This window comes from Rhizobium sp. T1470 (assembly GCF_042140505.1).
GTDB classification, from domain to species: domain Bacteria; phylum Pseudomonadota; class Alphaproteobacteria; order Rhizobiales; family Rhizobiaceae; genus Rhizobium; species Rhizobium favelukesii.
In genome coordinates, this window is sequence record NZ_CP148092.1 from 688,157 (window position 1) to 711,907 (window position 23,751).

A 23,751-nucleotide genomic window follows, 5' to 3' on the forward strand; every position below is an offset into this window, starting at 1 on the left:
GATCAGCCGAGCGCCTGATTGGCGAGGGCAAAGGTGGCCGCAACACGATCTGCGGCGCGGTGGATCTGCGGCTTGGCCATGGCAATGCCGCCGCCAACGTGCGCGAGGCCTTGTTCGGCGAGCCAGGGCGAAAGGTTGCTGTCGTCGGTGGTGTCGATCCTGAGGAATCGGCTGGGACGCTTGGCAATGAAGTGTCTGACGAGTGCTTTGGCATCAGTGAGATCGGCGGCGACGACGGGGCCGATTACGTCTCCTCGACCGAAGGAGCGCAGGGCTGCAAACCCTGAAATGCGGCCGTCACGGCGGGTGACGGCGAACTCACCGACCTTGGCGAGATAGGCCATCAGCCCTTCGCGATCGGCGCCGAAAGCAACCCGGTCGAGTTCGGTGAGTGCATGAAGATCGCCGACGGTTGCGTCCTCGGTTTGCGTTGGCGCGGCGATTTCGCCGACCACCCCCTGGTGCTGTAAGACCGTGCCGATCTCGCAAAAGCCAAGCTTCTTGTAGAGGGGAAGGCCTTCGGCCGTCGCCACGAGCCGCAGCGGTCGGTCTGCCGCCATCTGAAATGCGGCATCCATGAGCCTGCGACCTAGACCGCGACCGCGCATCGTCTCGTCGACAATAACCATGTTGATTGTTGCACACTCGGTCTTGTATGGCGTCATGAGCACGGTGCCGACGACCCGTCCGGCCTCGACCGCCACGACCCCTTCGCTGAGCGCCAGCGCCATCTGCCAGTCTTCCGACCGGTGCGGCCAGCCCGCCTGCCGAGACAGGTCGATGGCAGCTCCCAGGTGTTCGGGACCGAACGTCGCAAGATCGATCTGACGTGTTTGCATTGGAATGTCCTTCATTTCTGGTCACAAGTGTGAGGCAGTATCGGCCGGAAGATTGTCTGAAGGACGCGGCCCGGACGGTATCTTATGGCTTTGCAGGCGCATGCCGCCGCATCTTATGCTGACAACGAACGCGTGCGCGAGAAACGCTGTCCTGGAAGAGAAGTGAAACGCCCCAGGACGCACAACCTTCTGCCAAAGCCGGCTTTAGATACGAAACAATCTGCTTTGATCGTTCGGATTTCAGTCGAGCGGGCGGGTGAACCTCGGCCTATGATGGCCACAGATGAAACCGCTACAGCTCAAGGACAGGTCATGACTCACTTCCGGCCGAAATACATCACCTTCGACTGCTATGGCACACTCACCAACTTCCAGATGGCGGAGGCGGCGCGCGATCTTTACGGTGATCAGTTCGACGAGCCGCGCATTGCCGAGTTCATCAAGAACTTTGCCGCCTATCGCCTCGACGAGGTACTGGGCGATTGGAAACCTTATAATGAGGTGGTTCACAACTCGCTTGAGCGGACCTGCAAGCGCAACGGCATAAAGTTCCATGATGAAGCTGCGAGGGCGGTCTACGAGCGCGTCCCGACCTGGGGGCCGCATCCGGACGTTCCGGCAGGCCTTGCCAAGATTGGTGAGGAAATCCCGCTGGTCATCCTCTCCAACGCGATGAACGCGCAAATCATGTCGAATGTCGAAAAGCTCGGGGCGCCGTTTCACGCAGTCTACACAGCGGAGCAGGCGCAGTCCTACAAACCGCGCTTCAAGGGCTTCGAATACATGCTTGATATGCTGGGCTGCGGCCCCGAAGACATTCTCCATTGCTCGTCTTCATTCCGTTACGATCTGATGTCGGCGCATGACCTCGGCATCAAGAACAAGGTCTGGGTCAATCGTGGCCACGAACCGGCGAACCCCTATTACGGCTATGTCGAAATCGCCGATATCTCGGGTCTTCCGGGCGTCGTCGGGCTCTGAGAAAGGCATGGCGATGAAGTTCCAATCCTACTGGCACGATACGGCCCCCGCTTTTGAAGGCGGTATGCAAGGTCCTGTCGAAGGACACTACGACGTCGCCATTGTCGGTGGCGGCTTCACTGGCCTTGCCGCGGCGCGCCAGCTGGCAAAGGCCGGCGCAAAGGTTGTCGTGCTGGAGGCAGAGCGGGTCGGCTGGGGTGCTTCGGGACGCAATGGCGGCCATCTCAACAACGGCCTTGCCCACAGCTTCATTGCCGCCAAGGCCGAACTCGGCAAGGAGCGAGCCATCGCGCTCTACAAAGCGCTCGACGCTTCGATCGATACCATCGAGGCAATCGTCGTAAAGGAGGGGATCGACTGCAATTTCCGTCGCGCGGGAAAGCTGAAGCTCGCGTCCAAGCCGCAGCATTTCGATGCGATCGCCCGCAATTTCGAGGCAGTTCACAAAGAGGTGGACCCGGAGACGGCGCTTCTTAGTGCAAATGATCTTGAAAGCGAGGTCGGCTCGCCCTTCCATGGTGCCATGCTGTCGAAAAAGAGCGCCATGATGCATATGGGACGCTATGTCGTCGGCCTTGCCAGTGCTGCCGCGCGCCATGGCGCCACCATCTTCGAGAAGGCGGCAGTGACCGCGCACCAAAGTGGCAACGGTCGCCATAGCCTCGCGACTGTACGGGGCACCGTTACCGCAGACCACGTGCTGGTCGCGACAGGCGCCTATACGCCGCCAGTGTTCGGCTATTTCCGACGTCGGATTGTTTCCGTCGGCAGCTTTCTCATTGCAACGCGTCCACTGACGGATGCAGAAATTGCGGTGACGATGCCGGGCAACCGCACCTGTGTCACCTCGATGAACATCGGCAACTACTTTCGGCTGTCGCCAGACAACCGGCTTATATTCGGAGGCCGCGCCCGGTTTTCGGCAACGTCCGATCAGCGCTCGGATGCAAAGAGTGGCGACATTCTCCGCAATAGCCTGCTTGAAATCTTCCCACAGCTTTCAGGGGTAGAGATCGACTATTGCTGGGGTGGGCTCGTCGATATGACCAAGGACCGCTATCCGCGCGCCGGCTATGTCGATGGCGTCTGGTACGCCATGGGCTATTCCGGCCATGGGGCGCAGCTGTCCACCCATCTCGGCATGATCATGGCCGACGCCATTCTCGGCAAGGCTGACCGTAACCCGGTCAAGGGCCTCGACTGGCCGGCCGTTCCTGGCCATTTCGGCAAGCCCTGGTTCCTGCCGCTGGTCGGATTGTACTACAAGACGCTCGACCGGTTTCAATAACGGCCAATCATCCATCCGGAACCGGGCGCCCAAAGTCTGCCGACAACCCTTCGCGCAAACCTCGGTTGCTTGCGCAATGCCGGACCTCCGCCCGCGACCGACCAAAATACTGGACCGTTCGGGATCGGCAGGATGAAGAGCTTGGGCTGGCCCGGCGATAGCGAGATTGATCCCAACAGCTGGACGCGCTATATAGCTAGACAGGCTAGCTTGGATGAGAATCATGGAATGGCAGTTACAGGACGCTAAGAACCAATTTTCAAAAGTCGTTCAGAAAGCTCGGGACGAGGGGCCACAAGTGGTAACCGTACGCGGCCAACGCGCGGCCGTCGTGCTGTCGGCCCGCGAATACGACGCCTTGCGCGCCGGCCGGCCGACCCTGGTTGACGATCTGCTGTCGGGACCTGCTTGGGATGACGCCCTCTCAGAGGTGGTGAGCGATCGCTCTAGGACACCAAGCCGAGAAGTCGCCTTCTGATGTATCTTCTCGATACCGACGTCATCTCAGAGGCGCGCCGCGGCACGCCTCAGGCCAAATCGTGGCTGCGATCGGTCGATCCTCTAACGGTCCATCTGAGCGTGCTCACGCTGGGCGAAATCATGCGAGGCATCGCCCTTAAGCAGAAGAACGACCCGAAGTCGGCTGCCCATCTCGCAGAGTGGCTACGCAAATTGCGTCACGACCATGGTGAGCGCATTCTACCCATATCAGACCAAATTGCAGTCGAATGGGGTCGCATCGCCGCAATCCGTCCACGTGGCGATATCGACGGTTTGATCGCGGCGACGGCAATCGTTCACGATCTCATCGTTGTCACGCGGAATGTCGCGGACTTCGAGGACACTGGTGCCATCATTGCCAACCCGTGGGATCCAGACGCGTGAGTGGGGGATGTTGGAACACCCTGCCTTGCAAATTTCCGTTTCGTTGCACGGTTGTCATAGGATCGGAAGGCGCTTGACATCCGCTCGCTGACAATCTCATCAAAATAATCCTCGTGAAGATGTAAGAGGGTCACGAGCTCAACGCCATCGAGGATGCCGTCAAACTCGATGGCCTCGGTCAGCCAAGTCCGCCGATATGGAAGCTCTTCATTTCGAGATATTCCTCGATGCCGCATTGGGCGCCTTCACGACCAAGACCGGATTGTTTCACGCCGCCGAAGGGGGCAACCTCGGTCGAAATTGCCCCGGTGTTCAGCCCGACCATGCCGAACTCGAGCGCTTCGCCGACATGCCAGGAGCGCTTGAGGCTCTCGGTGTAGAAATAGGCGGCCAGACCGAAGGGCGTGGCATTGGCAATCCTGATCGCTTCGTCCTCGGTTTCGAAGCGAAACAGCGGCGCGACAGGGCCAAAGGTCTCTTCTTTCGCAAGCAGCATCTCTGTTGTGGCGCCGGTCAGAACGATGGGGGCGGTGTATTGCCGGCCCTCCGGTAGCGATCTGCCGCTGGCCGCGATCTTAGCGCCTTTCGCAAGCGCATCGTCGATATGGCAGTTGATCTTGGTGATCGCCGCCTCGTTGATCATCGGGCCAATTGCCACACCTGGCTCGGTTCCCGGCCCGACCTTCATCGCCCTCACTCGGGCGCTGAGCTTTTCGGCGAAGGCGTCGTATACGCTAGCCTGGACCAGGATGCGGTTGGCGCAAACGCAAGTCTGACCTCCGTTGCGGAACTTGGAGGCGATCGCGCCTTCCACCGCGAGATCGAGATCGGCATCATCGAAGACAATGAACGGGGCGTTGCCACCGAGTTCGAGTGAAAGCCGTTTGATGCTATCGGCTGCACCGCGCATCAGCAGCGAGCCGACGCGTGTCGAGCCCGTAAACGAAATCTTGCGCACCGTCACATTGGCCATGATCTCGTTGCCAATGGCCGTGGGCATGCCAGTGACGATGTTGACGACCCCGGCCGGGATGCCCGCCCGCTCCGCAAGCACACCGAGTGCCAGCGCGGAAAACGGCGTGAACTCCGACGGCTTGATCACAACGGTGCATCCGGCCGCCAAGGCAGGCGCGACCTTGCGGGTGATCATCGCGTTCGGGAAATTCCAGGGCGTGACGATGGCGCAGACGCCGACTGCTTCTTTAAGCACGACGATACGGCGGTCGGGGGTTGGAGAGGGAATGGTATGGCCGCCGATGCGTCTCGCTTCCTCCGCAAACCACTTGACGAAGGCGGCGCCATAGCGGATCTCACCGCGCGCTTCGTCGAGCGGTTTGCCCTGTTCCAGCGTAAGGAGGAGCGCCAGATCCTCAAGGTTTTCGATCATTAACGCATACCAGCGTTCGAGGAGGCCGGCGCGTTCGGCATGGGTCTTCTTCTTCCACGGTGTGAAGGCTGCATCGGCAGCCTCGATCGCGGCGCGCGTTTCGGCAGCCCCCATATCTGGAACGGTACCGAGGATCGTCTGGGTCGCCGGGTCGATCACCTCCACGACCCCGCCAGAGGCAGCGCCGGTCCACGTCCCGCCTATCAGGCCCGTTTGCCGGAACAGTTCCGTGTCGTTCAACGTCTTCATGCTCATTCTCCAAACGATCAGTCGAGCGCGGCAAGAACCGCCGCAGTGATGGTTTCCGTTCTGTCTTTGCCCGGGACGGTGCCTATGCCACTGGCAGTCGTCCTTTTCAGCGCCTCCATGATCCTTCGTGCCGCGTCCGTTTCGCTGAGATGATCAAGCATCATTGCGCCGGACCAGATGGTGGCGATCGGGTTGGCAATGCCGAGATGGGCGATATCGGGCGCCGATCCGTGCACCGGCTCGAACATGGAGGGACCACTTCGATCGGGATTGATGTTGGCGGAAGCAGCAAATCCTAGACCGCCCTGGATGGCCGCGCCCAGATCAGTCAGGATGTCGCCAAAGAGGTTCGAGGCAACCACAACGTCGAGGCTTTCCGGTGCCATGACCATCCGGGCGGCCATGGCATCGATGTGATACATCGTGACCTCGACGTCCGGGTATTGGGCGGCGAGCTCCCTGGTGATTTCGTCCCAGAACACCATGGAATATTTCTGGGCGTTCGATTTGGTCACCGAGGCGAGCTTGCCGCGACGCAAGCGCGCCTGCTCGAATCCGAAACGCAGCACCCGTTCGACGCCGGTGCGCGTGAAGATCGAGGTTTCCACCGCGACCTCGTCGGCGGTCCCCTGATGAACACGGCCGCCGGCGCCGGAGTATTCGCCCTCAGTATTTTCCCGGATGCAGACGATGTCGAAAGCCTCCGCCTTCAAGGGACCTTGGACGCCAGGCAGAAGCCGGTGCGGACGGATATTGGCGTATTGCACGAAGGCCTTGCGGATTGGTAGCAGCAGGCCGTGCAGAGATACGGAATCGGGCACTTCTGCCGGCCAGCCAATGGCGCCAAGAAGGATAGCGTCGAAGCCGCGCAGTATCTGGATGCCATCAGCGGGCATCATGGCGCCGGTCTGCTTGTAGAAGGCGCATGACCACGGGAATTCCGTGCCTTCCAGCCTAAATTTGCCGATCGCGGCTGCCTTCTCTAGAACCGACCAGGCGGCGGCTGTGACATCGCGCCCGATACCGTCGCCTGGAATAAGTGCGATCCTGTGATGTGTCATGGCGATATCGTCCTCAAAGGCTGATCAAGACGCTCTTGCTCTTGCGGTTGGCGTTGTAAGCCTCGCGGCCGAGATCTTTCCCGATGCCCGACTGCTTGTAGCCTCCGGTTGGTAAGATATGGTCGCGCGAACGGTTGTAGCGGTTGACCCAGACGGTACCTGCCTGCAGACGACGGGTGAGCCGGATCGCGCGCGATAGGTCGCGGGTGAAGAGCCCGGCGGCAAGCCCGTAGGTCGGATGGTCGGCGAGCGCGAGCGCCTCCTCCTCGTCTACAAAGGTCTGCAGCGTAAGGACAGGCCCGAAGATCTCCTGCGTGACCGCAGGCGAGGGCTCGCGAACGGCGATCAATGTCGGCTGATAAAAATAGCCCGGCGCATCCATCGGTGCGCCGCCGAACAGACATTCGCCGCCGGCCGAAACAGCCGACTCGACAATGCCGTGGATACGGCTCAACTGGCGCTTCGAGATGATCGGCGAATATTGTGTCGTCTCGTCCCAGGTCGGCGCTGCCTTCACCATCTTCATGCGTGCGACGATCGCTTCGGCCAGAGGGGCCGCAATGGATTCCTCGACGATCAGCCGGGAGCCGGCGACGCAGGCCTGGCCGGCATTGGAAAGTATGCCTTGGGAAATGACTGAGGCAGCCTTGTCGAGATCGGCGTCTGCAAAAACCAGTTGCGGGCTCTTTCCGCCGAGTTCCAGCGTCATCGGCTTGACGCCTGTGCGGGCGATATTGGCCATGATCGCAGAACCGGCTGCGGTCGAGCCGGTAAAGCTGATCTTGGCGATCTCCGGATGGCCGGTCATGGCATTGCCCGTAACCTGGCCGTCGCCAAGAACAATGTTGATGAGACCCGCCGGTAGGCCGGCCCGGATTGCCAGTTCGGCGAGATGGATGGTTGAAAACGGTGTCAGTTCGGACGGCTTTAGAACCACTGCATTGCCGGCGGCGAGTGCGGGACCAAGCTTCCAGCCAGCCATGGAAATAGGAAAATTCCAGGGCGTGATGGCGCCGACCACACCGTAAGGTTCCGTGATGATCATGCCGAGATTGCTGTCGTCCGTCGGAACGAGATCGCTTCCCTCCTTATCGGCGAATTCGGCGAAGAAACGGATCTGCTCTGCGGTGACGGCGATATCGCCGGTGACAAGCTGGCCGACGGGGCGTGTTGAGGAAAGCGCTTCGAGTTTCGCAAGCGTTTCGGCCTCGCTCTCGATAAGGTCCGCCCAGCGCTGCAGCGCGACGGTGCGCTCGCGTGGGCGTACGCCGCCCCAGTTGCTCACCTTCAAGGCCTGTTTGGCGGTCTGGACGGCGCGATCAACCATGTTCTCGTCAGCGACCGGGCAACCACTATAGGCCTTGGCATCGGATGGGCGATGCATGTCGATGACCCCGTCAGCCGGTACCAGCCGGTCGCCGATGAAATGTCCGACAGGCAAGGGAAGTTTGTCCGGATCAAACTCAGTGTCATTGCGCGTCCTCTGGGTGGGCCTAAAGGCGAGGTTAGCGCGGCCACAGAAGCAGCATGCATCGACGGGCGATGCCGGGACGGCGGAAAATTACGTTTTCGGCGACGCCACAGTCAATTCTTTGGCGGTCGTGCAGAGGCTACATTTGCGGGGTGTCGGCGAAGGCTTGCCTGAGGCATTCGCAGAACGGTGGAACGAAGCGTGATTGCGGCCGGGCCTCATTGATCGTCAGCGAGACTGGTGTCGGGATCGCTGGACGGAAAGGCCGGGAGACAATCCCCTCAACTGGGCTCCATAGCGCAAGTCCGTCGACCAGCGCAATGCCAAGCCCCTGACGGACCAGAGGCAGGGCGCCAACCGAGGAAGCGATCTGGATCGAGACCTCGCGCACTTGTCCAGCCGCTGCGAAGACGTCGTCGAGAGCTGCGCCGAACTCCGCGTGGGAGCCGTAGGAGATGATGGACCGCCCAGCAAGGGCGGCCGGCGTGAGCGTTGCTTCCGTGGTCAGCGGATCACTCGCGGGCAGGATCGCCACGATCTTGGCGGAATAGAGGGTTTCCACCCGTACTGTCGGTGCTAGGATCGGTGACAGCGTGACACCCACGTCAACGTCACCGAGCAATAACGCCTCGGCAATCTCACGCTTCGGCAGCGTATGAAGATGGATTTTCACCTCGGGATGGTGGTTGCGGAAGGCGGTGAGTGCCACCGGTAGGACCGAATAGGCAAGCGGCAGGCTGGCAGCGATGCGGATGAGCCCGATCTTGCTGGCGCCAACGTCGCGGGCAAGGGATGAAAGTGCCTCCATTTGCCGAAAGACGCGATCGGCGTCGCCATAAAGAATATGCGCCTCTGTCGTCGGTGCGAGCCGGCCGCCGATCCTTTCGAACAGGGGATAGCCAAGCTGATCTTCAAGATAGGCGAGCAGCTTGCTGACTGCCGGCTGCGAAACGCCGAGCGAATTGGCGGCGGCGGTGATGGTGCCGTCGCGCATGATTGCCCGGAAGACTTCGAGCTGGCGGATGTTCATGAGACGGCGCCTCCAGCAGTTTCGTTCTCAGCTGAGAGCGTAGCGGATTCGCATCGTCTCAAACAGCATCCGCATCTCCTCCGCAACAGGGGGGCGATCGCCCGCGACCTTCTCGACCGCCTCGAATATCCGATGCTTGAGGAAATACCGCCAGCCGACTGGCTGAGAGGCGAGGAAGGCGGTCAGGAGATCGTAGCGCTCCAGGTTCCAGATCGCTTCGAAGGCCCGCCGTTCAACGCCATGGGTGATGACTTCCGCCACTGCAGGCCGGTGGCCTGAACGGATGGCTGCGGTCGCTTCCTCGTCGACACTGCCGACGCGAATGACGACTGCGTAGTCCCGCTTAGCGCTTGCAACGCTGACGGCGCCGCATCGTACGTCCTTCAAGACCTCGCCCGCCGGCCGCGACAGGGGGTCGCCATAGCCACCGGCGCCGGGGCCAACGACGCGGATCACGTCGCCGGGACCGCAGTGGACGACATCAGTATTGCCGAGCGAGACCTCGTCGGACCGGCCCGGATTGCGAAGGAACCGGGAAATGCTGCCGGCATGTGCACCGTTCACGCCCCAGGCCGGCATGATCGAGCGATTGCGGTTGCGGGCGGTGATGATGGTTTCCGGCGCCGAGATCTCAAACTCCATGACGGCCGACAGACCGCCGCGGTGCCGACCAGGCGCGCCCGTATCGCGCTCCAGGCCGTACCGCAGGAAGCGGATCGGCACCTCTGCCTCGCTGATCTCGATCGGCGTATTGCGCAGAAAACCCGTGGCACCACCTGCGCCGTCGCTGCCGTCACCGGCAGGCGTGCCTCCGCCGCCTCCGCCGACCGGCCCGATCGAGGCCATGACCGGGCGTCCGGCCCGACTTGTCGTCTTGATGTTCATGATGGCGTTGCCGCCCGGGGAGGCAGCGGGCATCAGGTCGGGCAGCGCCTGGACGAAGGCGCCAACGGTGACGATCTGGGTCATGGCGCAGGTGAGCGAGCGCATGCCGACGGCTGCTGGCCGGCTGCAGTTGACGACCGAGCCCTCGGGCAGGATCGCACGGGCAGGCCTCAATGTGCCGGCGTTGAGGAGCAGGCTTTTGTCCAGCGTGTAAAGCACATAGGTCAGGCCGACCATCACCAGCGGATGGCGGTCCCGTCCGCCGGTCGGCATGTTGAGTGAGGAGCCGAGTTGCGGGTCCGAGCCGGTATAGTCGAGTACGACCTCGTCGCCGCGGATCTTGAGGGTGAGCGCAATCCTGCAGGGCTTGCCGCCGACGGAATCCTCGTCAGCATAGTCGGCGAAGAAATAATCGCCGTCTGGCACGCGCGCCAGGATACTGCGCGTTTGCGCCTCGGCATAGTCGAGAATCTGCGCGACACCCTCAAGGAAGGTCCGGTAGCCGAAGCGACTTATGATCTCCCGGATCTTGCGCTCGCCGACATTGACAGAAGCGATTTGCGCATGAAGATCGCCGAGGTTCTGTTCCGGTAAACGGACATTGACGCGGATCACGTCGAGGACGAAGCGGTTCATCTCACCCTTCGAAACAAGCTTCGTCGGCGGGAGGCGCAGGCCCTCCTGCTCGATCTCGCTCAAGGACCGGGAGAGCGAGGCCGGTACAGCGCCGCCGACATCGGTGTTGTGGATGTGGCCGACGACGAAGCAGGCAATCTCCCCCTCGAAGAAAACCGGCTTCCAGATGTGGATGTCGGGCGAATGGGTGGCGACGAAGCCTGAATAGGGATCGTTCGTGATGCAGATGTCGCCCTCCTCATAGTCGTTAAAGGCCTCGATCAGCGAGGCATAGTCGATGCCGCTGTACCAGGGGGCGCCGAACTGGCGGGGATTGGCGAAGGCGAGCCCCTCGCGCGTGACGATCTGGCAGGAGAAATCCTCCGTCTCCTTGACGAAGGCGGAATGGGCGGTGCGCATCAGCGTGAAGGCCATCGCGTCGGCGGCTGCCGAGCAGAAGTTTGCGAGCACCTTCAGGTTGCGGCGGTCGATGGCCATGATCAGAGCTCCGTCCTGGTGATAACAAGATTGCCGAAGCGGTCGACGAGGACCTCGAAGGCCGGCGGTACGATGGTGGTCGTGTCGTCCTGGGCGACGATCGCCGGGCCGTGGAAGCGATGGCCTGCGGCCAGGTCGGCGCGGTGATAGACGCCGGTCACCCAACTGCGGCCCGAAAACCAGCCGTCGACGTGAAGGCGCGGCGCGGCTGGAGCTTTCCCGGCAGCAATGGGATTGAGCGGCGGCTTCGGCGTGGCGCCGGCAATGACGAGACGCAGGCTGACCATCTGGACGTCGGCGTTGTCGTCGCGGTGGCCGTAGAGGCGATCGTGCTCCTGGTGGAAGGCGGCTCGTATCGCAGCGGCATCGCCGTGGCAAAGCCAGGCAGGCTGGATCGGCGTTTCGATCTCGAAGGATTGACCGAGGTAACGCATGTCCGCGGAGAGACGAATGCTTCCGCGGCCGCTGTAGCCCTGCGTCTCGAGCCAGGCGCGCGCCTCTACTTCAAGTGAGCCGAGGGTTGCGCAAAGGTCGGCCAGCGCCCCGACCGTCACCTCGCAATAGACCGTGCGGACGAAGTCGTTCTTGAGATCGGCGATGAGCCCGCCATAGGCGGACACGACACCAGGGGTCGGCGGCACCACGACGCCCCGCATGTCGAGCTCCCTGGCGAGAAAGCAGGCGAGCATCGCGCCGGCACCACCGAAGGCGAAAAGGTGGAACTCGCGCGGGTCGATGGCAAAGCGCGAGACGAGCGCGCTCACCTCCGCATACATGCCGGACACCGAGATATCGACAATATTGCCGGCAAGTTCCTCGACGCTGGTGTCGAGCTCTTCGGCGAGCGGGGCAAGGGCCGCTCGCGATGCGGCGTGATCGACATTCACGGCACCATAGCCGAGCGGCATATGGCCGATGAGATTGGCGGCCGCCATCGCGTCAGTGATCGTCGGCTTTGTGCCGCCGCGGCCATAGCAGGCGGGACCAGGAGTTGAGCCTGCGCTCTGGGGCCCGACATGGAGAAGCCCAAGCCGATCAATCCAGGCAACCGAACCGCCGCCCTGGCCGACCGAACTTACCGACACTGACGGGACATGGATCTGGAAATCACCGATCAGTTCGCCCGTGCCGTACTGCGCCTCGCCATCGATGATGACGGCGACGTCGGCGCTGGTGCCGCCGATGTCGAGGCTCATGATACGCTCGAAGCCGCTCGCCTTGGCCAGATAGCCGGCACCGATGACGCCCGAGGCGGTGCCGGACAGGATCATCTGGACGCAGTGTGAGCGAGCCTGATCGATGCCCATGACGCCGCCGTTGGTCTTGGTGATCAGCAGTGGGCAGGTGACGCCGCGCTCGCGCAGTACCTTTTCGAAGCGGTCGAGATAATTGGCGACACGTGGCTGGACGTAGCCGCTGATCACGGCCGTGATGGTGCGTTCATATTCGCGGATGATCGGCCAGGTGGCAGCCGAGCATATGACCGGCAGCCCCGGTGCGAGCCGCTCGATCATCGACTTGACGGCATGCTCGTTGGCGCCATTGCGGTAGGAATGCAGAAAGGCGAGGACGATCCCCTTGCAGCCGGCGTCGATCGCCGCCTGGACGGCACAGGCCACGTCCGTCTCATCGGGCGTCTTTAGAACCTCGCCGCTCGCCAGGATACGCTCGTCGATACCGAACACCCGGTCGCGGCTGATCAGCGGTTGCGGACGCACGGAATAGAGATTGTGGATCTCGGGGATCTTGAGACGCGCGACCTGCAGCACGTCTTCGAAATTCTTCGTGGTGAAAAGAGCAATGTCGTCGCCGTTGCGCTCAATGACGGTATTTACGCCGACGGTTGTTCCATGCGTGAAATAGGAGACCTCGCTCGGCTCTATTCCATAGCGCTCGGAGAGCATGTCGAGAGCAGAGACAATCTCCTCGCCAGGCGCATCCGGCCGCGAGAAGACCTTCAGTGTAGCGAGGTTTCCGGTGCCTGTGTCGAACACGGCAAAGTCCGTAAAGGACCCGCCGACGTCGACGCCAATGCGATAGGTCATGGCGCGTCTCCTGTGTGGTCAATGAGAGGATGCGCGCAAGCAGCAGTCGAAACCACGAAAGACATGAAAGCGATCCATAACCCGCGGTTATGGCTCGCGGGCCTGCGCCTCGTCGGGCTTTGGAACGGTCATATAGTATTCGGGATGCGGAGCCCGTCGATAGCCGGCCTTCTCGTAGACGGCGTGCGCGTCCCTCGTCGCGAGCATCCAACTGGTGACGTCGACGAGTTCCGGATGATTGCGGATCTCGTCGGCAAGCCAGGATGCAAGCCCCCGGCCGCGATGGGCCGGCAGCGTGAAGACATCGCGCAGATAGGCGAAGATGGCATAGTCGGTGACCAAACGGCCGAAGCCGGCGAGCGTGCCGTCTTCGGCGTAGATGCCGATGGGGAGTGAATGGTCCAAGGCCCGCTTGAGCTGCTCGAGCGTCATGCCGCGCGCCCAGTAGGAATCGCCTGCCAGGAAGCGGTGGACCGTTGCCGGATCGAGGCGAGTGCGATCGGTGCTGAGCAGGTAGCCGTTCCGGTAGGCCTCGAAGACGATCGGGTCGCGCGGCATCGGCGTCACATCACCGTCACATAGATCTTGCGCACGGTCTCGATCGTCTTCCAGACCCCGACAAAGCCCGGCTTCATGACGAAGCTGTCGCCGGCCTTGTAGACGACCGGCGCGCCGCCTTCCGGGCTGAGTTCGACGACGCCCGAAAGAATATGGCAGAATTCGAAAGTCTCGCCTTTGATCGAGCGCGTCTCGCCCGGGGTCGCTTCCCACACGCCCGTGTGGATCATCTCTTCGCGGGCGACGTCCTGCGCCCAGGTCTTGAAGGACGGATCGCCGGAAATCAGGCGGTCCGGGTGGGCGACGGACTGACGCGGCGCGAAGGATGGATCAGTATCGATCGTCTTCAAGAGGGACATGGGTTTCCTTATCCGGTGGGTTGACAACTTAGTAGCCGCGGTGGCGATCGACCAGCCCGACCGGGTCGAGGCCAGCGCGGAAGCGCTTGATGTTTTCGATCACCGCCGCAGCGGCGCTTTCAGGTTGGGTGACGCTCGCGATATGCGGCGTCAGCAGGATTTTCGAATGGATCCAGAAGGGATGGTCCGCCGGCAGTGGCTCCGGATCGGTGACATCGATCACCGCACCGCTGAGATGGCCGCTGTCAAGCGCCTCAAGGAGGGCTTGATGGTCAAGCTGCGGGCCGCGGCCGACATGGACGAGCGCGGCACCGGCCGGGAGTTGCGCAAAGAGTTTTGCGCTGAGGAGGCCGCGTGTCTCATCTGTCAGCGGCAAGAGACAGACGAGAATGTCGGTTGCGCGCAGTAGCGTGTCCAGTCCGTCCCGGCCGCTCAGGCACCTGACGCCGCCGATCTGGCGCGGGCTGCGGCTCCATCCCGACAACGGGAAACCGAAAGGCTTCAGTCGTTCGAGCACCTGCGTGCCGAGCATGCCGAGGCCAAGCACGCCGATGCGCCGTTCTGACGCCTGAACCGGTGCGATTGCCTGCCAGGACCGCAGTCGCTGCTGGTTCAGATAGGTCGGCAGATCACGGTGAAGCGAGAGCACGGCGAGTGTCACATATTCCTGCATCATCCGGACGATGCCGTCCTCGACCATCCGTACTACCTTCACATGCGCCGGAACGGCATCGATACGAAACTGGTCGACGCCGGCGCCGATGGAAAAGAGGATCTCGAGATTGCGATATCGCGCGAGATTTTCCGGCACCGTCCAGGTAATCAGGTACCGCACAACTTCCGGATCGACTGTCGCCGGGTCGAGCGAAAAGGGAATGTCGGGCAGTTCGCGCGCGAACGCTTCGGCGAAAATTGCGCCGCGCTTGGTATCGGAATTGAAGAGGAAGGCCATGGCGGAACTCCTTCTTGATCGTCAGGCGGTGCAGCGCGCGCCGAGCGCCTCGATGACCGCCTGGCAGGCGAAGAGTTCGTCTGCGCAGATGAATTCGTCCGGCCTGTGGGCGCGTCCGATGTCGCCGGGCCCACAGATGATCGCATCGATGCCCGCCTGCTGGAAAAGCCCGGCTTCTGTACCATAGCTGACGGCGGCGAGCGGCTCGCGCCCGGTCAGTTCCTCAAATAGCGTTGCAAGGGGCGCATCGGCGGCAAGCGAAAGCGCCGGATAAGCACTCAGTTCCTGCCATTCGACCTTGAAGCCCTGTTCCAACAGCGCCTCGGCGGCGGCTCGGATGGGTGCAAGCAGCACGCCGGGATCAACGCCGGAAATTGCGCGTGCCTCGAACTCGGCCTCGCACCAATCCGGAATGATGTTGACCGCCTGTCCACCCTTCAGTGTGCCAACCTGGAGAGAGGAGTAGGGCGGCTCGAACACGGGCTCGAAGGGACCCCGGGCCAGCCGCTCGGCCTGCGCCACGCTTGGGCGAGCACGCCAGCGACGGCATGAATGGCATTCAACCCCTGGTCGGGACGTGAGGAATGACCGGAACGACCCTTGACCGTCAGCCGGGAGGCTGCCTTCCCCTTGTGCGCGCGGATTGCGCGCATGCCGCTCGGCTCGCCGATGACGGCGCCGAGCGGAGTTTTACAGAGCTCCGGCAGGCGCGCGATCATGTGCGGTACCCCTTTGCAGCCCGCCTCTTCGTCATAGGAAAAAGCGTAGTGGATCGGTCGCCTAAGCGGTGCCTGCGCAAGGCTAGGGGCGGCAGCAAGACAAGCGGCAAGAAAACCCTTCATGTCTGTCGCGCCGCGTCCGTATAGGCGGCCCGCTTCAGCGCGCAGCCGGAAGGGGTCGCTCGTCCAGCCATTCTCGGCAGCCGGGACCACGTCCATATGGCCCGAAAGGATATAGCCCGGCATCTCCCTCGGGCCGATGGTGGCGAAGAGGTTCGACCGATCACCCTCCGGGCCGGGAAGGATGGTGACGTCGATGCCGTGGCTTTGCAGATAATCGCCAATCCAGGCAACGATCCCGGCATTGGGCGTACCGACGACGGAGGGGAAGCCAACAAGCGTTTCAAGGATTTCCATTGCCTGCATTGTTGTGGTCCTCACAGCATACCCGGCTTGCCGAGATCGGTGCCGTCGATCATGCGTTCATAGCGATAGGGTGTCGGATCGACGCACGGCGTGTCGCCTCGAATAAGGTCGGCTGCAAGGCGCCCGGCCGCAGGGCCGATGCCGAAGCCGTGACCGCTGAAGCCGGAGGCGATGAAAAGGCCGGGCTGCGCCCTGACCGGGGCGATAACCGGGATCGCATCCGGGGTCGAATCGACCATGCCACCCCAGGCGTGCGCGACCTTCAGGCCGGCGAGCTGCGGATAGATTTCCTGCAATCGCTTCAAGCCCGTGTCGATCAGGCGCCTGTCGGGTGCCGGGTCGAGCGTACGAACGCGCTCAAAGGGCGAGACACCATCGGCCTGCCAGCGGGAAAGCGCCTCCGGTCCTTCGAAAAATTGACGCCCGATGGCAAAGGTCAGCCCCTTGCGGCGCACCTGGAAGGTCGGCCAGAAGGCTTTCGCCTGCATCAGACCCCAGGGAGTGATCTGCAATTGCCCCTGGCCACTCAGGCCCACCGTGTAGCCGCCGTCCAGGCGACGGCGCAGGGCGACATTTTGCATCGAAATGCCGCCTTCGGTCACCGCAGCAGCCGGTTCGGTGTAGAAACACGTGGACTTCACCGAGGCCTGCAGAAAGCGGACGCCCTGGTGGCGCAGCAACATGCCGCTCCAGGCGCCTCCAGCGACGAGGACGGCTGCGCAGCGGATCAGGCCTTGTTCCGTCACCACGCCGGATACGCTGCCGGCTGCGGTCTCGAATGCGCGTACGGCGCAGTTCTGGACGATGATGGCGCCGAGGCGCTGGGCGGCGCGGGCAAGAGCGGGAACCGCAAGCTGCGGCTCGGCGCGGCCGTCGGTGGGGGAATGCACGCCGCCGAGCCAGTTGCGGCCGTTTCCAGGCAAGAGGGCAGCCGTCTGAGCACTCGTTAGCAGACGCGTATCGACGTCGAAAGCACGAGCGATCTGGCCCCATTTCTCCCAACTTGCGATATCTGCCGGGTTGCCAGAAGCGTAAACGAGACCCGTGCGGCGAAAGCCGGTTTCTTCGCCGAGTTCAGCATTCAGTCCCGCCCAGATACGCATCGCGAGCTGGGCGAGCGGCAGTTCGCGCGGATCGCGGTTCTGCTGGCGACACCATCCCCAATTGCGGCTCGATTGCTCGCCCGAAACCAGGCCTTTCTCGATGATGGCGACAGACGTTCCTCGGCGCGCCAGTTCATAGCCGGCTGTCACGCCGGCCATGCCGCCACCAATGACAACGACATCGGCACGGGATGGAATTCTGGAGGAACTGGAAACGGGGCTAACCGGAGGCGACATCTCTGATCTCTTAACTTTTCACGGCGGTGTCGCCGGCTCGAGCCTGTTTCGATGATCCTAGACATCGGCCCAGGCGTTACATGCCGAAATCGCGGTAGATTTGGTCGATTGTTGTGTTTGCAGTAGCCTCACAAGCAATTTCTATCGGTGGTCCTGGCATACCTTTAAGTCGACCTGCCGATGCGAGATATCGCGTTCGGCGTGAAGATCGGTGTTCGGGAGAAACGCACGTGGTCCCAAGAGAATCGAGAGTTGTCGATAGTTTCGACATGCGCATTGCCGATCTCAGCACCACAGATCTCGATCAGCTGCATGCACTATCGATCTCTGTCGGATGGCCGCACCGCGCCGAAGACTGGCAGTTCCTGCGGGAAGTCGGCGAGGGCATCGTTGCGATGGACGAAATCGGCCGCATAATGGGCTCTGCGATGTGGTTTCCCTATGATGAGCATTTTGCCACGATCGGTATGGTGATTACCTCTCCGCGCCTGCAATCCAACGGTGCCGGGCAATGGCTGATGGGCCATGTCTTGGATCGGGTTGCAGGACGCGACCTTGGACTTAACGCTACGCGAGCCGCGCGGCGCCTGTACCTTTCCTTGAACTTCGCCCGAGAGGCGACTGTCTACCAATGCAATGGTGAAGCGGTTGCTCCACCGGAACTCGATGCCCCCGCCGGCAGCGTGCGCCGGCCGTTGGAGCCCGGGGATCTGGATACCATCGTCGAATTGGACAAGGCCGCCTTCGGTGCAGATCGCAGGACATTGCTGGTCCGACTGCTGACATGCTCTAAGGGCATCGGGCTGATGCGCGGCGACAAGATGGAAGCCTTTTCGCTTTGTCGGCGGTTTGGGCGTGGCCACGTAATCGGGCCCGTCGTCGCCACCAACGACGAAGATGCAATCGCCGTGATTCATCCGCATGCGGTCCGACATATAGCCTCCTTCCTGCGGCTCGACACACGCGAGAAAGACGGCAGGTTTTCCGATTTTCTGTCGCGCTGCGGTCTCTCCGTTTACGACACCGTGACATCCATGTCGCTGGGACGGCGTTGGCTGAACGTAGGTGAAGGCGACGCGCCACGCCAACCAAGAACTTATGCGCTTGCCAGCCAGACACTCGGTTGAACCAATCCAATCTGGGCAAATCCAGCCTGCTCAGGTCGATCTGTCGGCTGCGGCGGGTCAAGGCTGTCGCGTGCGGCGCTCACCCGCCGCGTCGCCTTCGTCGAGCAGCAGTCGACGACGGATACGCGCCGCACCGTGCGCGATGTTGTCCGCCTCGGCCGCACGGGACGGATGGCGCCGCTTGTGCCGAACACACAACGGATAATGCCGATCGCCAGCCTCACTCTCGTTCGACAGGGCTGGTGAAGCCCCCACGGCCTCTCTTTTGGCTGGTCTTGCGCCGGTTCGCCCTTGGCCTGCAACGGCTTCTCCGACCTTCTTCCCCTGCGGCTTCCCCTGCGGCTTTGCCACATTCCTCGCGGGAAAGAACGCTCACGCATAACCGACGCAGGACATGCCTGCTCATTTTCAGCCCGGAATTATGCGCAGTATACCGGAGCGATAGTTCAGAAAGACAGATGCCTAAATCGCCCCACTCCGCATAACGTCGAGCTCGCCGCCGCCCGGCAGAAGACCTCCGAGCAGCGCCGCGACTATCTCTCGGTCAAGCTCGATGACCCGAGCGTCCTGCTCCGATCTACGCCACGCTCGCCGAAGTCGAGGACGCCTCCAGTTGATCTGGTCCCGACCGAACCGGGATTGAGATCCGGCCAAAACCCTGTCACCGGGGGCCAATCGGCCGCAATAACAGTATTACAGAAATGCTGTAAATGCTGTATTTTCGCCTGCGCAAGCGCTATAGTCGAGTTCGCGCAGACACCATGGAGATAAGTATGCCCCGTCCCAGTGGCTCATATTCAACGAGCGATCTATCTCGAAAATCCGGCGATATTATCGCGGAAGCCTTGCGGCATCCGGTGACGATCACACAGCGCAACAAGCCGCGCCTCGTACTTCTCAACATCGATGACTATGAGCGGTTGATGCGGCAATCCGACGCGCGGTCGGTGGGCACGCTCGAAACCATGCCGCGCGAATTGCTGGACGAACTCGAGGCCGCAGTCGATACCTATGCCGAGACTGACGAGGTTAGCCGGTGAGCGGCTACGACGCCATCCAGACCGCGACGGTGATCCGCTATCCCTATCTCTGGGCGAGGGAGGCCGGCAAGGGTGAGACCGAGGGCCGCAAGGATCGCCCAGTTGCCGTTGGCGTGAGACTTTCAAGACCTGACGGTGATCTGGTTCTGTTTTTCCCGATCACAACGAAACAGCCAGAGAAGGCTCGTTTCGCAGCGGAAATTCCCGCGATCGAGAAACGGCGGGCCGGTCGCGATGCAGATTTGCGGCTCTGGATCGTCCTCGATGAATTCAACAGCGATGTCGTCGGCCGCTCCTTTTACCTTGAGCCTGAACCACCCATCGGGCGGTTCAGCAAGGCCTTCTTCCTTCCCCTTCTCCGCGAGTTCATCGCGCGCCGCAAGTCGCTTGCCGAGATCAGCCGGTCCAAATAGTGCCTGCAAGATTTCACCCGCCGGAGTGCTGGGTTGGGGCGGGGATCTCACTCTCGGCGAGGCACCGCGTGGAGGAGTGGCGGCGCCGCTCGAAGCCGGTTGACGGTGGATCGCCGGCATGATGACGCCGAGCCCCGGCCCGAGGGCTGCTCGGATTTGTCCGGTGGCAAATCATCGACAGCAGGCGTTAAGGGCACATGCGTGAGCGCTTTCGCCGGTTGCGTCGCGGCGTGGCGCGGTGATGATGGCGGTCGGGAGAGTGGGTCGCCCCTGGACCGTGTTGGGGCTGAAGTCTGCCGGCGAGGGCCGCCACCGTCTCAGTCGTAGGCCAGGCCCTCTGCGAGCTCGATGACGCATGTCTGACTGGAGACCGGCTCGAGCCTTGATCGTCCTCCCGCAACGGCCACCCGAAACTTTCTTCCCCTCCGGATCCCACCCACTCGGCAGGCCGAGCGGAGACCCGGGGATGCCGGCCTTTGCAGGAGAGCAGTCAGCGATCCGTTGCACTTGTCTTGACTCCGCCTTTCACTAGGTCGAAAGGTGGGCTTGACTACAGAGGGAGATAGCTGATGGCTGACGAGAATAATCCAGACTTGATTGCTGACGTTGTTGAGAACGATGCCCCCGTAAAAACACCCGCGTCGCCCAAGAAGCCGCGTGCACCACGGCGTCAAAAGACGGCTGTCGCACCGGTTCAAGCTTCAAAGGCGACGAGTGCGAAGACCCCGACGGCAAAACCCGGGAAGCGTGGCGAACAAGATAGAGCAGGCAAGCTCAAGTCGATCGCGACGAAAGTCACTGAAGGCGCGAGCACGCTCAACTCCACCATCAAGAGTGCCGGAAGGAAGAAGACTGCGAAGCATATTGAACAAACGGCAAAGTCGTCTGTTCTGGCAATCGATGAGATGGCAGATCTTGTTCAACTCGAAGAGGAGAACCAGAGGCTTCGAAGAACGCTGGCGGAAAAGTTGCGTAAGGAGAATTCCGAGCTGCGTAAGCGGCTCGGACTCGATTAACCACCGAGTGGGGCAGGTGGCCGGGTCGTGAGAACGACCTCGGTCACTGCATTTTCGGCAGGAAAATTCACCGAGTTCACGTCGTGAGCCGGCGGGGGAACGACGCATGAGGTTGTATTGGAAGCTGCAGCAGCATTGCGGTGCAGTTTGCAAGGTTGAAACACGATGAAATCACCATGGAAATATCTTGTTGGCTTCAGGTCGCGGCGACCGCAGCCAGAAGCACAAGAGAGCTCGATTGGGGATGATCCGGTCTCCGAGCCTTTCGACAGCGAAGTCGAACACCCCTCGGCGCTGCCTTCGAATTCAAGGGAAGCGTTGGACAAAGCTGAGCACGAGGGGGACGTCCCAGCTGATCAAATGGCGACGGCTTCAAATGAACCTGAGGGCGATCTCGATGTCGCACGAGCTGTCCTGCCATCAGCCAGTGTTGAGGAACGTCGCACATCGAACAGTGATCAGGCCGATCATTCAGGTGTTGAAGCGCATGCGTTCGTGCAGGGGAGCAAGACACGCACACAGTCTCCACGAATACCGCGAAACAAGCGTCCAGAACGCCCGAAGCGGGGCCGCGTCCGGGCGGCCATGCACAGCGCTGTTGACATAAACGAGGATCAAGGCGCTCAATCCTTGACTTTCAAGGAGCCTCGCTTCTTCGATGAAGTGGCGGGCCTCGACGACGAAATCAAGCAGATGAAAAGGCTCTTGGCTCAAAAGCTCTATTTGCAGAACCTTCAGCTTAAGAAGATGCTTGAGCGGTTTGATCTTTCGTGAGCCTGCCTACACCGACAAATCGTCACCGCGCTTTTTCGATTGGCACAAGGTGCAGTTGCTGTTGGATGAGCTTCTCGACACCAAACACATATTGGCTTGAAGGTTTCCCTGGCGAACTTTGGTGTGGCTTCATTGACTCTTTGGTTCACTGGGATGAAAAGAAACGTCTTAACGAGGGAGTTGTTGATGGCTGACGAGAGTGAAACCGGACCTATTGCAATAATGGCGGACACCGATGGCGAGGTGAAAATACCAGCGCCCAAAAAAGAACGATCGCCACGCGGCCAGAAAACAGCTGCGCAATCGCCTCACGAAGCCACCCAAGCCACGGCTCCAAAGGCGCCAGCAGCCAAGCCAAGGAAGCACACCGACAAGGAAAAAATCGAGAAGCTGAAGCTTATCGAGATGCAAGCCTCCGGGGGCAGCGGTACGCTCAAGGACGCTATCAAAAAGGCCGGTATTTCGGAGCAGACGTACTATCTTTGGAAAAGAGCCGCTAAGCCTGTCCAGCAACCCGAGCAGAAGTCAGTTGCCGCTGTCGCTGCGTTCGAGGATCTCGTTCAACTCGAACAGGAGAACCTTGAGCTTCGCAAAGCTCTGGCTGCAAAGTTGCGGACGGAAAACGCCGAACTGCGCAAGCGTCTCGGATTAGACTGAAGTTGGTTCGGATCGCTCCCGCGCTCTTTGTGGTTGCTGGAGCGCCCAGGCCTGAAAATGATGGGCCTTCAACCTCTAGATTTCGGCTTGGCAGGGTCTCACAATGACGGCCCCTGCGAGCCCTTCATGCCGTAAGGGCTTTTGCGCGTAGCCCCACCCTTCTTGAACGATCCTGCTTGGTTCTGTATTCAGCAGAAGGCAGGCCTTAAGGGGCGCCAGTCGGCGCCGGTCTTGCGATATGCTCGGGACACCAGACAATATGAAAACAAGACAGCGCCAGTTCGTGGTAGAAATCAAGGGAGGACGACGACTGCAGAAGGCGCAGGCGGCATCAATTTGGGGTGGAACGGACCTTAAAGCGTTGGCCCGCGAGGTGGAAGACAAGGCACCGCATCTGTTTTCGTCGACCGAGGCGCCGCACACGCAGGTCGACGCGGAAGGCGGCGGGCCTACCCAGCTCCAGACAAATTCGGTTTCTGGACGTGGCAGGGGCGCTGACGGCACGCCGGAAGGCATGCCTTCAGCTGCAAGGATCGACGTTGAAGGGACACTGCCACAGAAGGCCGAAGATGCGAACAAGGCCGTTGTTGCACAGATGCCCGCAAGCGGGGATACATCGGAGCCACAACCAGCATCGAAGAACGCCGATGGAAAATCCCGAAAACGCAAGCCGGCTCGTGAGACTGGCCGTCTAAGGACGGGCAAGACGACGGATTTACGTGAGAAATCCGAAGCCATTTTGAGTTCGATCTCCCTTGATGAGGTGATTGCCCTTGATGCTGAGAACAGACGGCTCAAGCGGTTATGGGCAGAGCATCTTCATCGGCAGAACCTGCAACTCAAGAAGATGCTTGAACGATTTGGCGTCGCTTAAAGCGCATCAGTAACAGCAAGCGCAAGTCAGGGTCGACGTTTGACCATGCGCTCGGACTCCAAGGCTGGTTTGCGATTTCCGCTGCCTGGAGCCGAGAACCACGTGTTGCGAGTATCGGCGAAGAGACTGGGGCCTTAGGCTTCATGACCATGTCGATATTCGGCAACCACAGCTGAGCAATGTGCCGGTTAACCTGACCAAGGCTCTCGCCCTGGCGAACCATCGCAATGTCGCTGGCCTGGCCTCGGCGCGGCCGATCTCG

22 protein-coding genes and 3 pseudogenes are annotated in these 23,751 nt (G+C 61.4%); 13 read left to right on the forward strand and 12 right to left on the reverse strand.

What is annotated here, in order from left to right:
• Positions 1-2 precede the first annotated feature (2 nt).
• Positions 3-839: a GNAT family N-acetyltransferase gene (locus WGT02_RS24485; RefSeq protein WP_024315493.1), complete on the reverse strand. Its 837-nt coding sequence runs from the start codon at positions 837-839 to the stop codon at positions 3-5.
• 312 nt (positions 840-1,151) lie between these two features.
• Between WGT02_RS24485 and WGT02_RS24490 the strand changes: the two genes are divergently transcribed.
• The 4 genes from WGT02_RS24490 (at position 1,152) to WGT02_RS24505 (ending at position 3,993) form a co-directional block, all read left to right on the forward strand.
• Positions 1,152-1,820: a haloacid dehalogenase type II gene (locus WGT02_RS24490; protein WP_208247152.1), complete on the forward strand. Its 669-nt coding sequence runs from the start codon at positions 1,152-1,154 to the stop codon at positions 1,818-1,820.
• Between the two features lie 13 nt (positions 1,821-1,833).
• Positions 1,834-3,108 (forward strand): FAD-binding oxidoreductase, encoded by a 1,275-nt coding sequence (locus tag WGT02_RS24495; protein ID WP_024315491.1) that lies wholly within the window; start codon positions 1,834-1,836, stop codon positions 3,106-3,108.
• A 223-nt stretch (positions 3,109-3,331) separates the two neighbouring features.
• A complete protein-coding gene (locus WGT02_RS24500; RefSeq protein WP_024315490.1) occupies positions 3,332-3,586 on the forward strand; it encodes a type II toxin-antitoxin system Phd/YefM family antitoxin in 255 nt (84 codons plus the stop codon).
• On the forward strand, positions 3,586-3,993 hold the full coding sequence (locus WGT02_RS24505) for a type II toxin-antitoxin system VapC family toxin (protein ID WP_024315489.1): 408 nt from the start codon (positions 3,586-3,588) through the stop codon (positions 3,991-3,993). Before WGT02_RS24500 ends, WGT02_RS24505 begins: the two co-directional genes overlap by 1 nt.
• Before the next feature lie 178 nt (positions 3,994-4,171).
• Here the strand turns inward: WGT02_RS24505 and WGT02_RS24510 are convergent, their stop codons facing one another.
• The 11 genes and pseudogenes from WGT02_RS24510 to WGT02_RS24560 form a co-directional block, all read right to left on the reverse strand.
• Positions 4,172-5,629 (reverse strand): NAD-dependent succinate-semialdehyde dehydrogenase, encoded by a 1,458-nt coding sequence (locus tag WGT02_RS24510; RefSeq protein ID WP_024315488.1) that lies wholly within the window; start codon positions 5,627-5,629, stop codon positions 4,172-4,174.
• Between the two features lie 17 nt (positions 5,630-5,646).
• Positions 5,647-6,690 (reverse strand): tartrate dehydrogenase, encoded by a 1,044-nt coding sequence (locus WGT02_RS24515; protein ID WP_024315487.1) that lies wholly within the window; start codon positions 6,688-6,690, stop codon positions 5,647-5,649.
• 13 nt (positions 6,691-6,703) lie between these two features.
• Positions 6,704-8,131 (reverse strand): aldehyde dehydrogenase, encoded by a 1,428-nt coding sequence (locus WGT02_RS24520; RefSeq protein WP_208247154.1) that lies wholly within the window; start codon positions 8,129-8,131, stop codon positions 6,704-6,706.
• A 169-nt stretch (positions 8,132-8,300) separates the two neighbouring features.
• Positions 8,301-9,191 carry a LysR family transcriptional regulator gene (locus WGT02_RS24525; RefSeq protein ID WP_040680918.1) on the reverse strand — a complete coding sequence of 297 codons (891 nt, stop codon included), beginning with the start codon at positions 9,189-9,191 and terminating at the stop codon, positions 8,301-8,303.
• Positions 9,192-9,218: 27 nt separating this feature from the next.
• Positions 9,219-11,189, reverse strand: a complete 1,971-nt coding sequence (locus tag WGT02_RS24530) for a hydantoinase B/oxoprolinase family protein (protein WP_208247156.1) — start codon at positions 11,187-11,189, stop codon at positions 9,219-9,221.
• Between the two features lie 2 nt (positions 11,190-11,191).
• Positions 11,192-13,234 (reverse strand): hydantoinase/oxoprolinase family protein, encoded by a 2,043-nt coding sequence (locus tag WGT02_RS24535; protein ID WP_208247158.1) that lies wholly within the window; start codon positions 13,232-13,234, stop codon positions 11,192-11,194.
• Between the two features lie 87 nt (positions 13,235-13,321).
• Positions 13,322-13,792, reverse strand: coding sequence for a GNAT family N-acetyltransferase (locus WGT02_RS24540; RefSeq protein ID WP_024315483.1), 471 nt, complete (start codon positions 13,790-13,792; stop codon positions 13,322-13,324).
• Positions 13,793-13,797: 5 nt separating this feature from the next.
• On the reverse strand, positions 13,798-14,151 hold the full coding sequence (locus tag WGT02_RS24545; protein WP_024315482.1) for a cupin domain-containing protein: 354 nt from the start codon (positions 14,149-14,151) through the stop codon (positions 13,798-13,800).
• Positions 14,152-14,179: 28 nt separating this feature from the next.
• The gene (locus WGT02_RS24550; RefSeq protein ID WP_024315481.1) at positions 14,180-15,103 is read right to left on the reverse strand and encodes a glyoxylate/hydroxypyruvate reductase A; all 924 of its coding nucleotides are present in this window, start codon (positions 15,101-15,103) and stop codon (positions 14,180-14,182) included.
• 21 nt (positions 15,104-15,124) lie between these two features.
• Positions 15,125-16,248, reverse strand: a pseudogene (argE, locus tag WGT02_RS24555) (acetylornithine deacetylase).
• Positions 16,249-16,259: 11 nt separating this feature from the next.
• Positions 16,260-17,588, reverse strand: a complete 1,329-nt coding sequence (locus tag WGT02_RS24560) for an FAD-binding oxidoreductase (RefSeq protein ID WP_024315479.1) — start codon at positions 17,586-17,588, stop codon at positions 16,260-16,262.
• A gap of 269 nt (positions 17,589-17,857) precedes the next feature.
• On the opposite strand from WGT02_RS24560, the gene WGT02_RS24565 reads away from it, so the two are divergent.
• From WGT02_RS24565 to WGT02_RS24605, 9 genes and pseudogenes are all read left to right on the forward strand, one after another.
• On the forward strand, positions 17,858-18,715 hold the full coding sequence (locus WGT02_RS24565) for a GNAT family N-acetyltransferase (RefSeq protein WP_208247915.1): 858 nt from the start codon (positions 17,858-17,860) through the stop codon (positions 18,713-18,715).
• Positions 18,712-18,904 (forward strand): annotated as a pseudogene (locus tag WGT02_RS24570) (histidinol phosphatase); the annotation flags it as partial. The gene WGT02_RS24565 and the pseudogene WGT02_RS24570, both read left to right, overlap by 4 nt.
• Before the next feature lie 294 nt (positions 18,905-19,198).
• Positions 19,199-19,358 (forward strand): annotated as a pseudogene (locus WGT02_RS24575) (DUF736 family protein); the annotation flags it as partial.
• 130 nt (positions 19,359-19,488) lie between these two features.
• Complete coding sequence (locus WGT02_RS24580; RefSeq protein ID WP_024315476.1) at positions 19,489-19,755, forward strand: type II toxin-antitoxin system prevent-host-death family antitoxin; 267 nt, start codon at positions 19,489-19,491, stop codon at positions 19,753-19,755.
• Positions 19,752-20,168, forward strand: coding sequence for a hypothetical protein (locus WGT02_RS24585; protein ID WP_024315475.1), 417 nt, complete (start codon positions 19,752-19,754; stop codon positions 20,166-20,168). Before WGT02_RS24580 ends, WGT02_RS24585 begins: the two co-directional genes overlap by 4 nt.
• Before the next feature lie 569 nt (positions 20,169-20,737).
• A complete protein-coding gene (locus WGT02_RS24590) occupies positions 20,738-21,184 on the forward strand; it encodes a hypothetical protein (protein ID WP_024315474.1) in 447 nt (148 codons plus the stop codon).
• Between the two features lie 165 nt (positions 21,185-21,349).
• Positions 21,350-21,958 (forward strand): hypothetical protein, encoded by a 609-nt coding sequence (locus WGT02_RS24595; protein WP_024315473.1) that lies wholly within the window; start codon positions 21,350-21,352, stop codon positions 21,956-21,958.
• 186 nt (positions 21,959-22,144) lie between these two features.
• Positions 22,145-22,615 carry a transposase gene (locus tag WGT02_RS24600; RefSeq protein ID WP_024315472.1) on the forward strand — a complete coding sequence of 157 codons (471 nt, stop codon included), beginning with the start codon at positions 22,145-22,147 and terminating at the stop codon, positions 22,613-22,615.
• A gap of 259 nt (positions 22,616-22,874) precedes the next feature.
• The gene (locus WGT02_RS24605) at positions 22,875-23,489 is read left to right on the forward strand and encodes a hypothetical protein (protein ID WP_024315471.1); all 615 of its coding nucleotides are present in this window, start codon (positions 22,875-22,877) and stop codon (positions 23,487-23,489) included.
• Positions 23,490-23,751: the final 262 nt, after the last annotated feature.

Coding starts and splice junctions, on each gene's coding strand:
- WGT02_RS24600 (WP_024315472.1), top strand. CDS start 22,145: ATGGCTGACGAGAGTGAAACCGGACCTATTGCAATAATGGCGGACACC.
- WGT02_RS24595 (WP_024315473.1), top strand. CDS start 21,350: ATGAAATCACCATGGAAATATCTTGTTGGCTTCAGGTCGCGGCGACCG.
- WGT02_RS24550 (WP_024315481.1), bottom strand. CDS start 15,103: ATGGCCTTCCTCTTCAATTCCGATACCAAGCGCGGCGCAATTTTCGCC.
- WGT02_RS24495 (WP_024315491.1), top strand. CDS start 1,834: ATGAAGTTCCAATCCTACTGGCACGATACGGCCCCCGCTTTTGAAGGC.
- WGT02_RS24515 (WP_024315487.1), bottom strand. CDS start 6,690: ATGACACATCACAGGATCGCACTTATTCCAGGCGACGGTATCGGGCGC.
- WGT02_RS24605 (WP_024315471.1), top strand. CDS start 22,875: ATGAAAACAAGACAGCGCCAGTTCGTGGTAGAAATCAAGGGAGGACGA.
- WGT02_RS24535 (WP_208247158.1), bottom strand. CDS start 13,234: ATGACCTATCGCATTGGCGTCGACGTCGGCGGGTCCTTTACGGACTTT.
- WGT02_RS24560 (WP_024315479.1), bottom strand. CDS start 17,588: ATGTCGCCTCCGGTTAGCCCCGTTTCCAGTTCCTCCAGAATTCCATCC.
- WGT02_RS24500 (WP_024315490.1), top strand. CDS start 3,332: ATGGAATGGCAGTTACAGGACGCTAAGAACCAATTTTCAAAAGTCGTT.
- WGT02_RS24590 (WP_024315474.1), top strand. CDS start 20,738: ATGGCTGACGAGAATAATCCAGACTTGATTGCTGACGTTGTTGAGAAC.
- WGT02_RS24565 (WP_208247915.1), top strand. CDS start 17,858: ATGCGCATTGCCGATCTCAGCACCACAGATCTCGATCAGCTGCATGCA.
- WGT02_RS24540 (WP_024315483.1), bottom strand. CDS start 13,792: ATGCCGCGCGACCCGATCGTCTTCGAGGCCTACCGGAACGGCTACCTG.
- WGT02_RS24505 (WP_024315489.1), top strand. CDS start 3,586: ATGTATCTTCTCGATACCGACGTCATCTCAGAGGCGCGCCGCGGCACG.
- WGT02_RS24525 (WP_040680918.1), bottom strand. CDS start 9,191: ATGAACATCCGCCAGCTCGAAGTCTTCCGGGCAATCATGCGCGACGGC.
- WGT02_RS24530 (WP_208247156.1), bottom strand. CDS start 11,189: ATGGCCATCGACCGCCGCAACCTGAAGGTGCTCGCAAACTTCTGCTCG.
- WGT02_RS24545 (WP_024315482.1), bottom strand. CDS start 14,151: ATGTCCCTCTTGAAGACGATCGATACTGATCCATCCTTCGCGCCGCGT.
- WGT02_RS24485 (WP_024315493.1), bottom strand. CDS start 839: ATGCAAACACGTCAGATCGATCTTGCGACGTTCGGTCCCGAACACCTG.
- WGT02_RS24580 (WP_024315476.1), top strand. CDS start 19,489: ATGCCCCGTCCCAGTGGCTCATATTCAACGAGCGATCTATCTCGAAAA.
- WGT02_RS24510 (WP_024315488.1), bottom strand. CDS start 5,629: ATGAAGACGTTGAACGACACGGAACTGTTCCGGCAAACGGGCCTGATA.
- WGT02_RS24490 (WP_208247152.1), top strand. CDS start 1,152: ATGACTCACTTCCGGCCGAAATACATCACCTTCGACTGCTATGGCACA.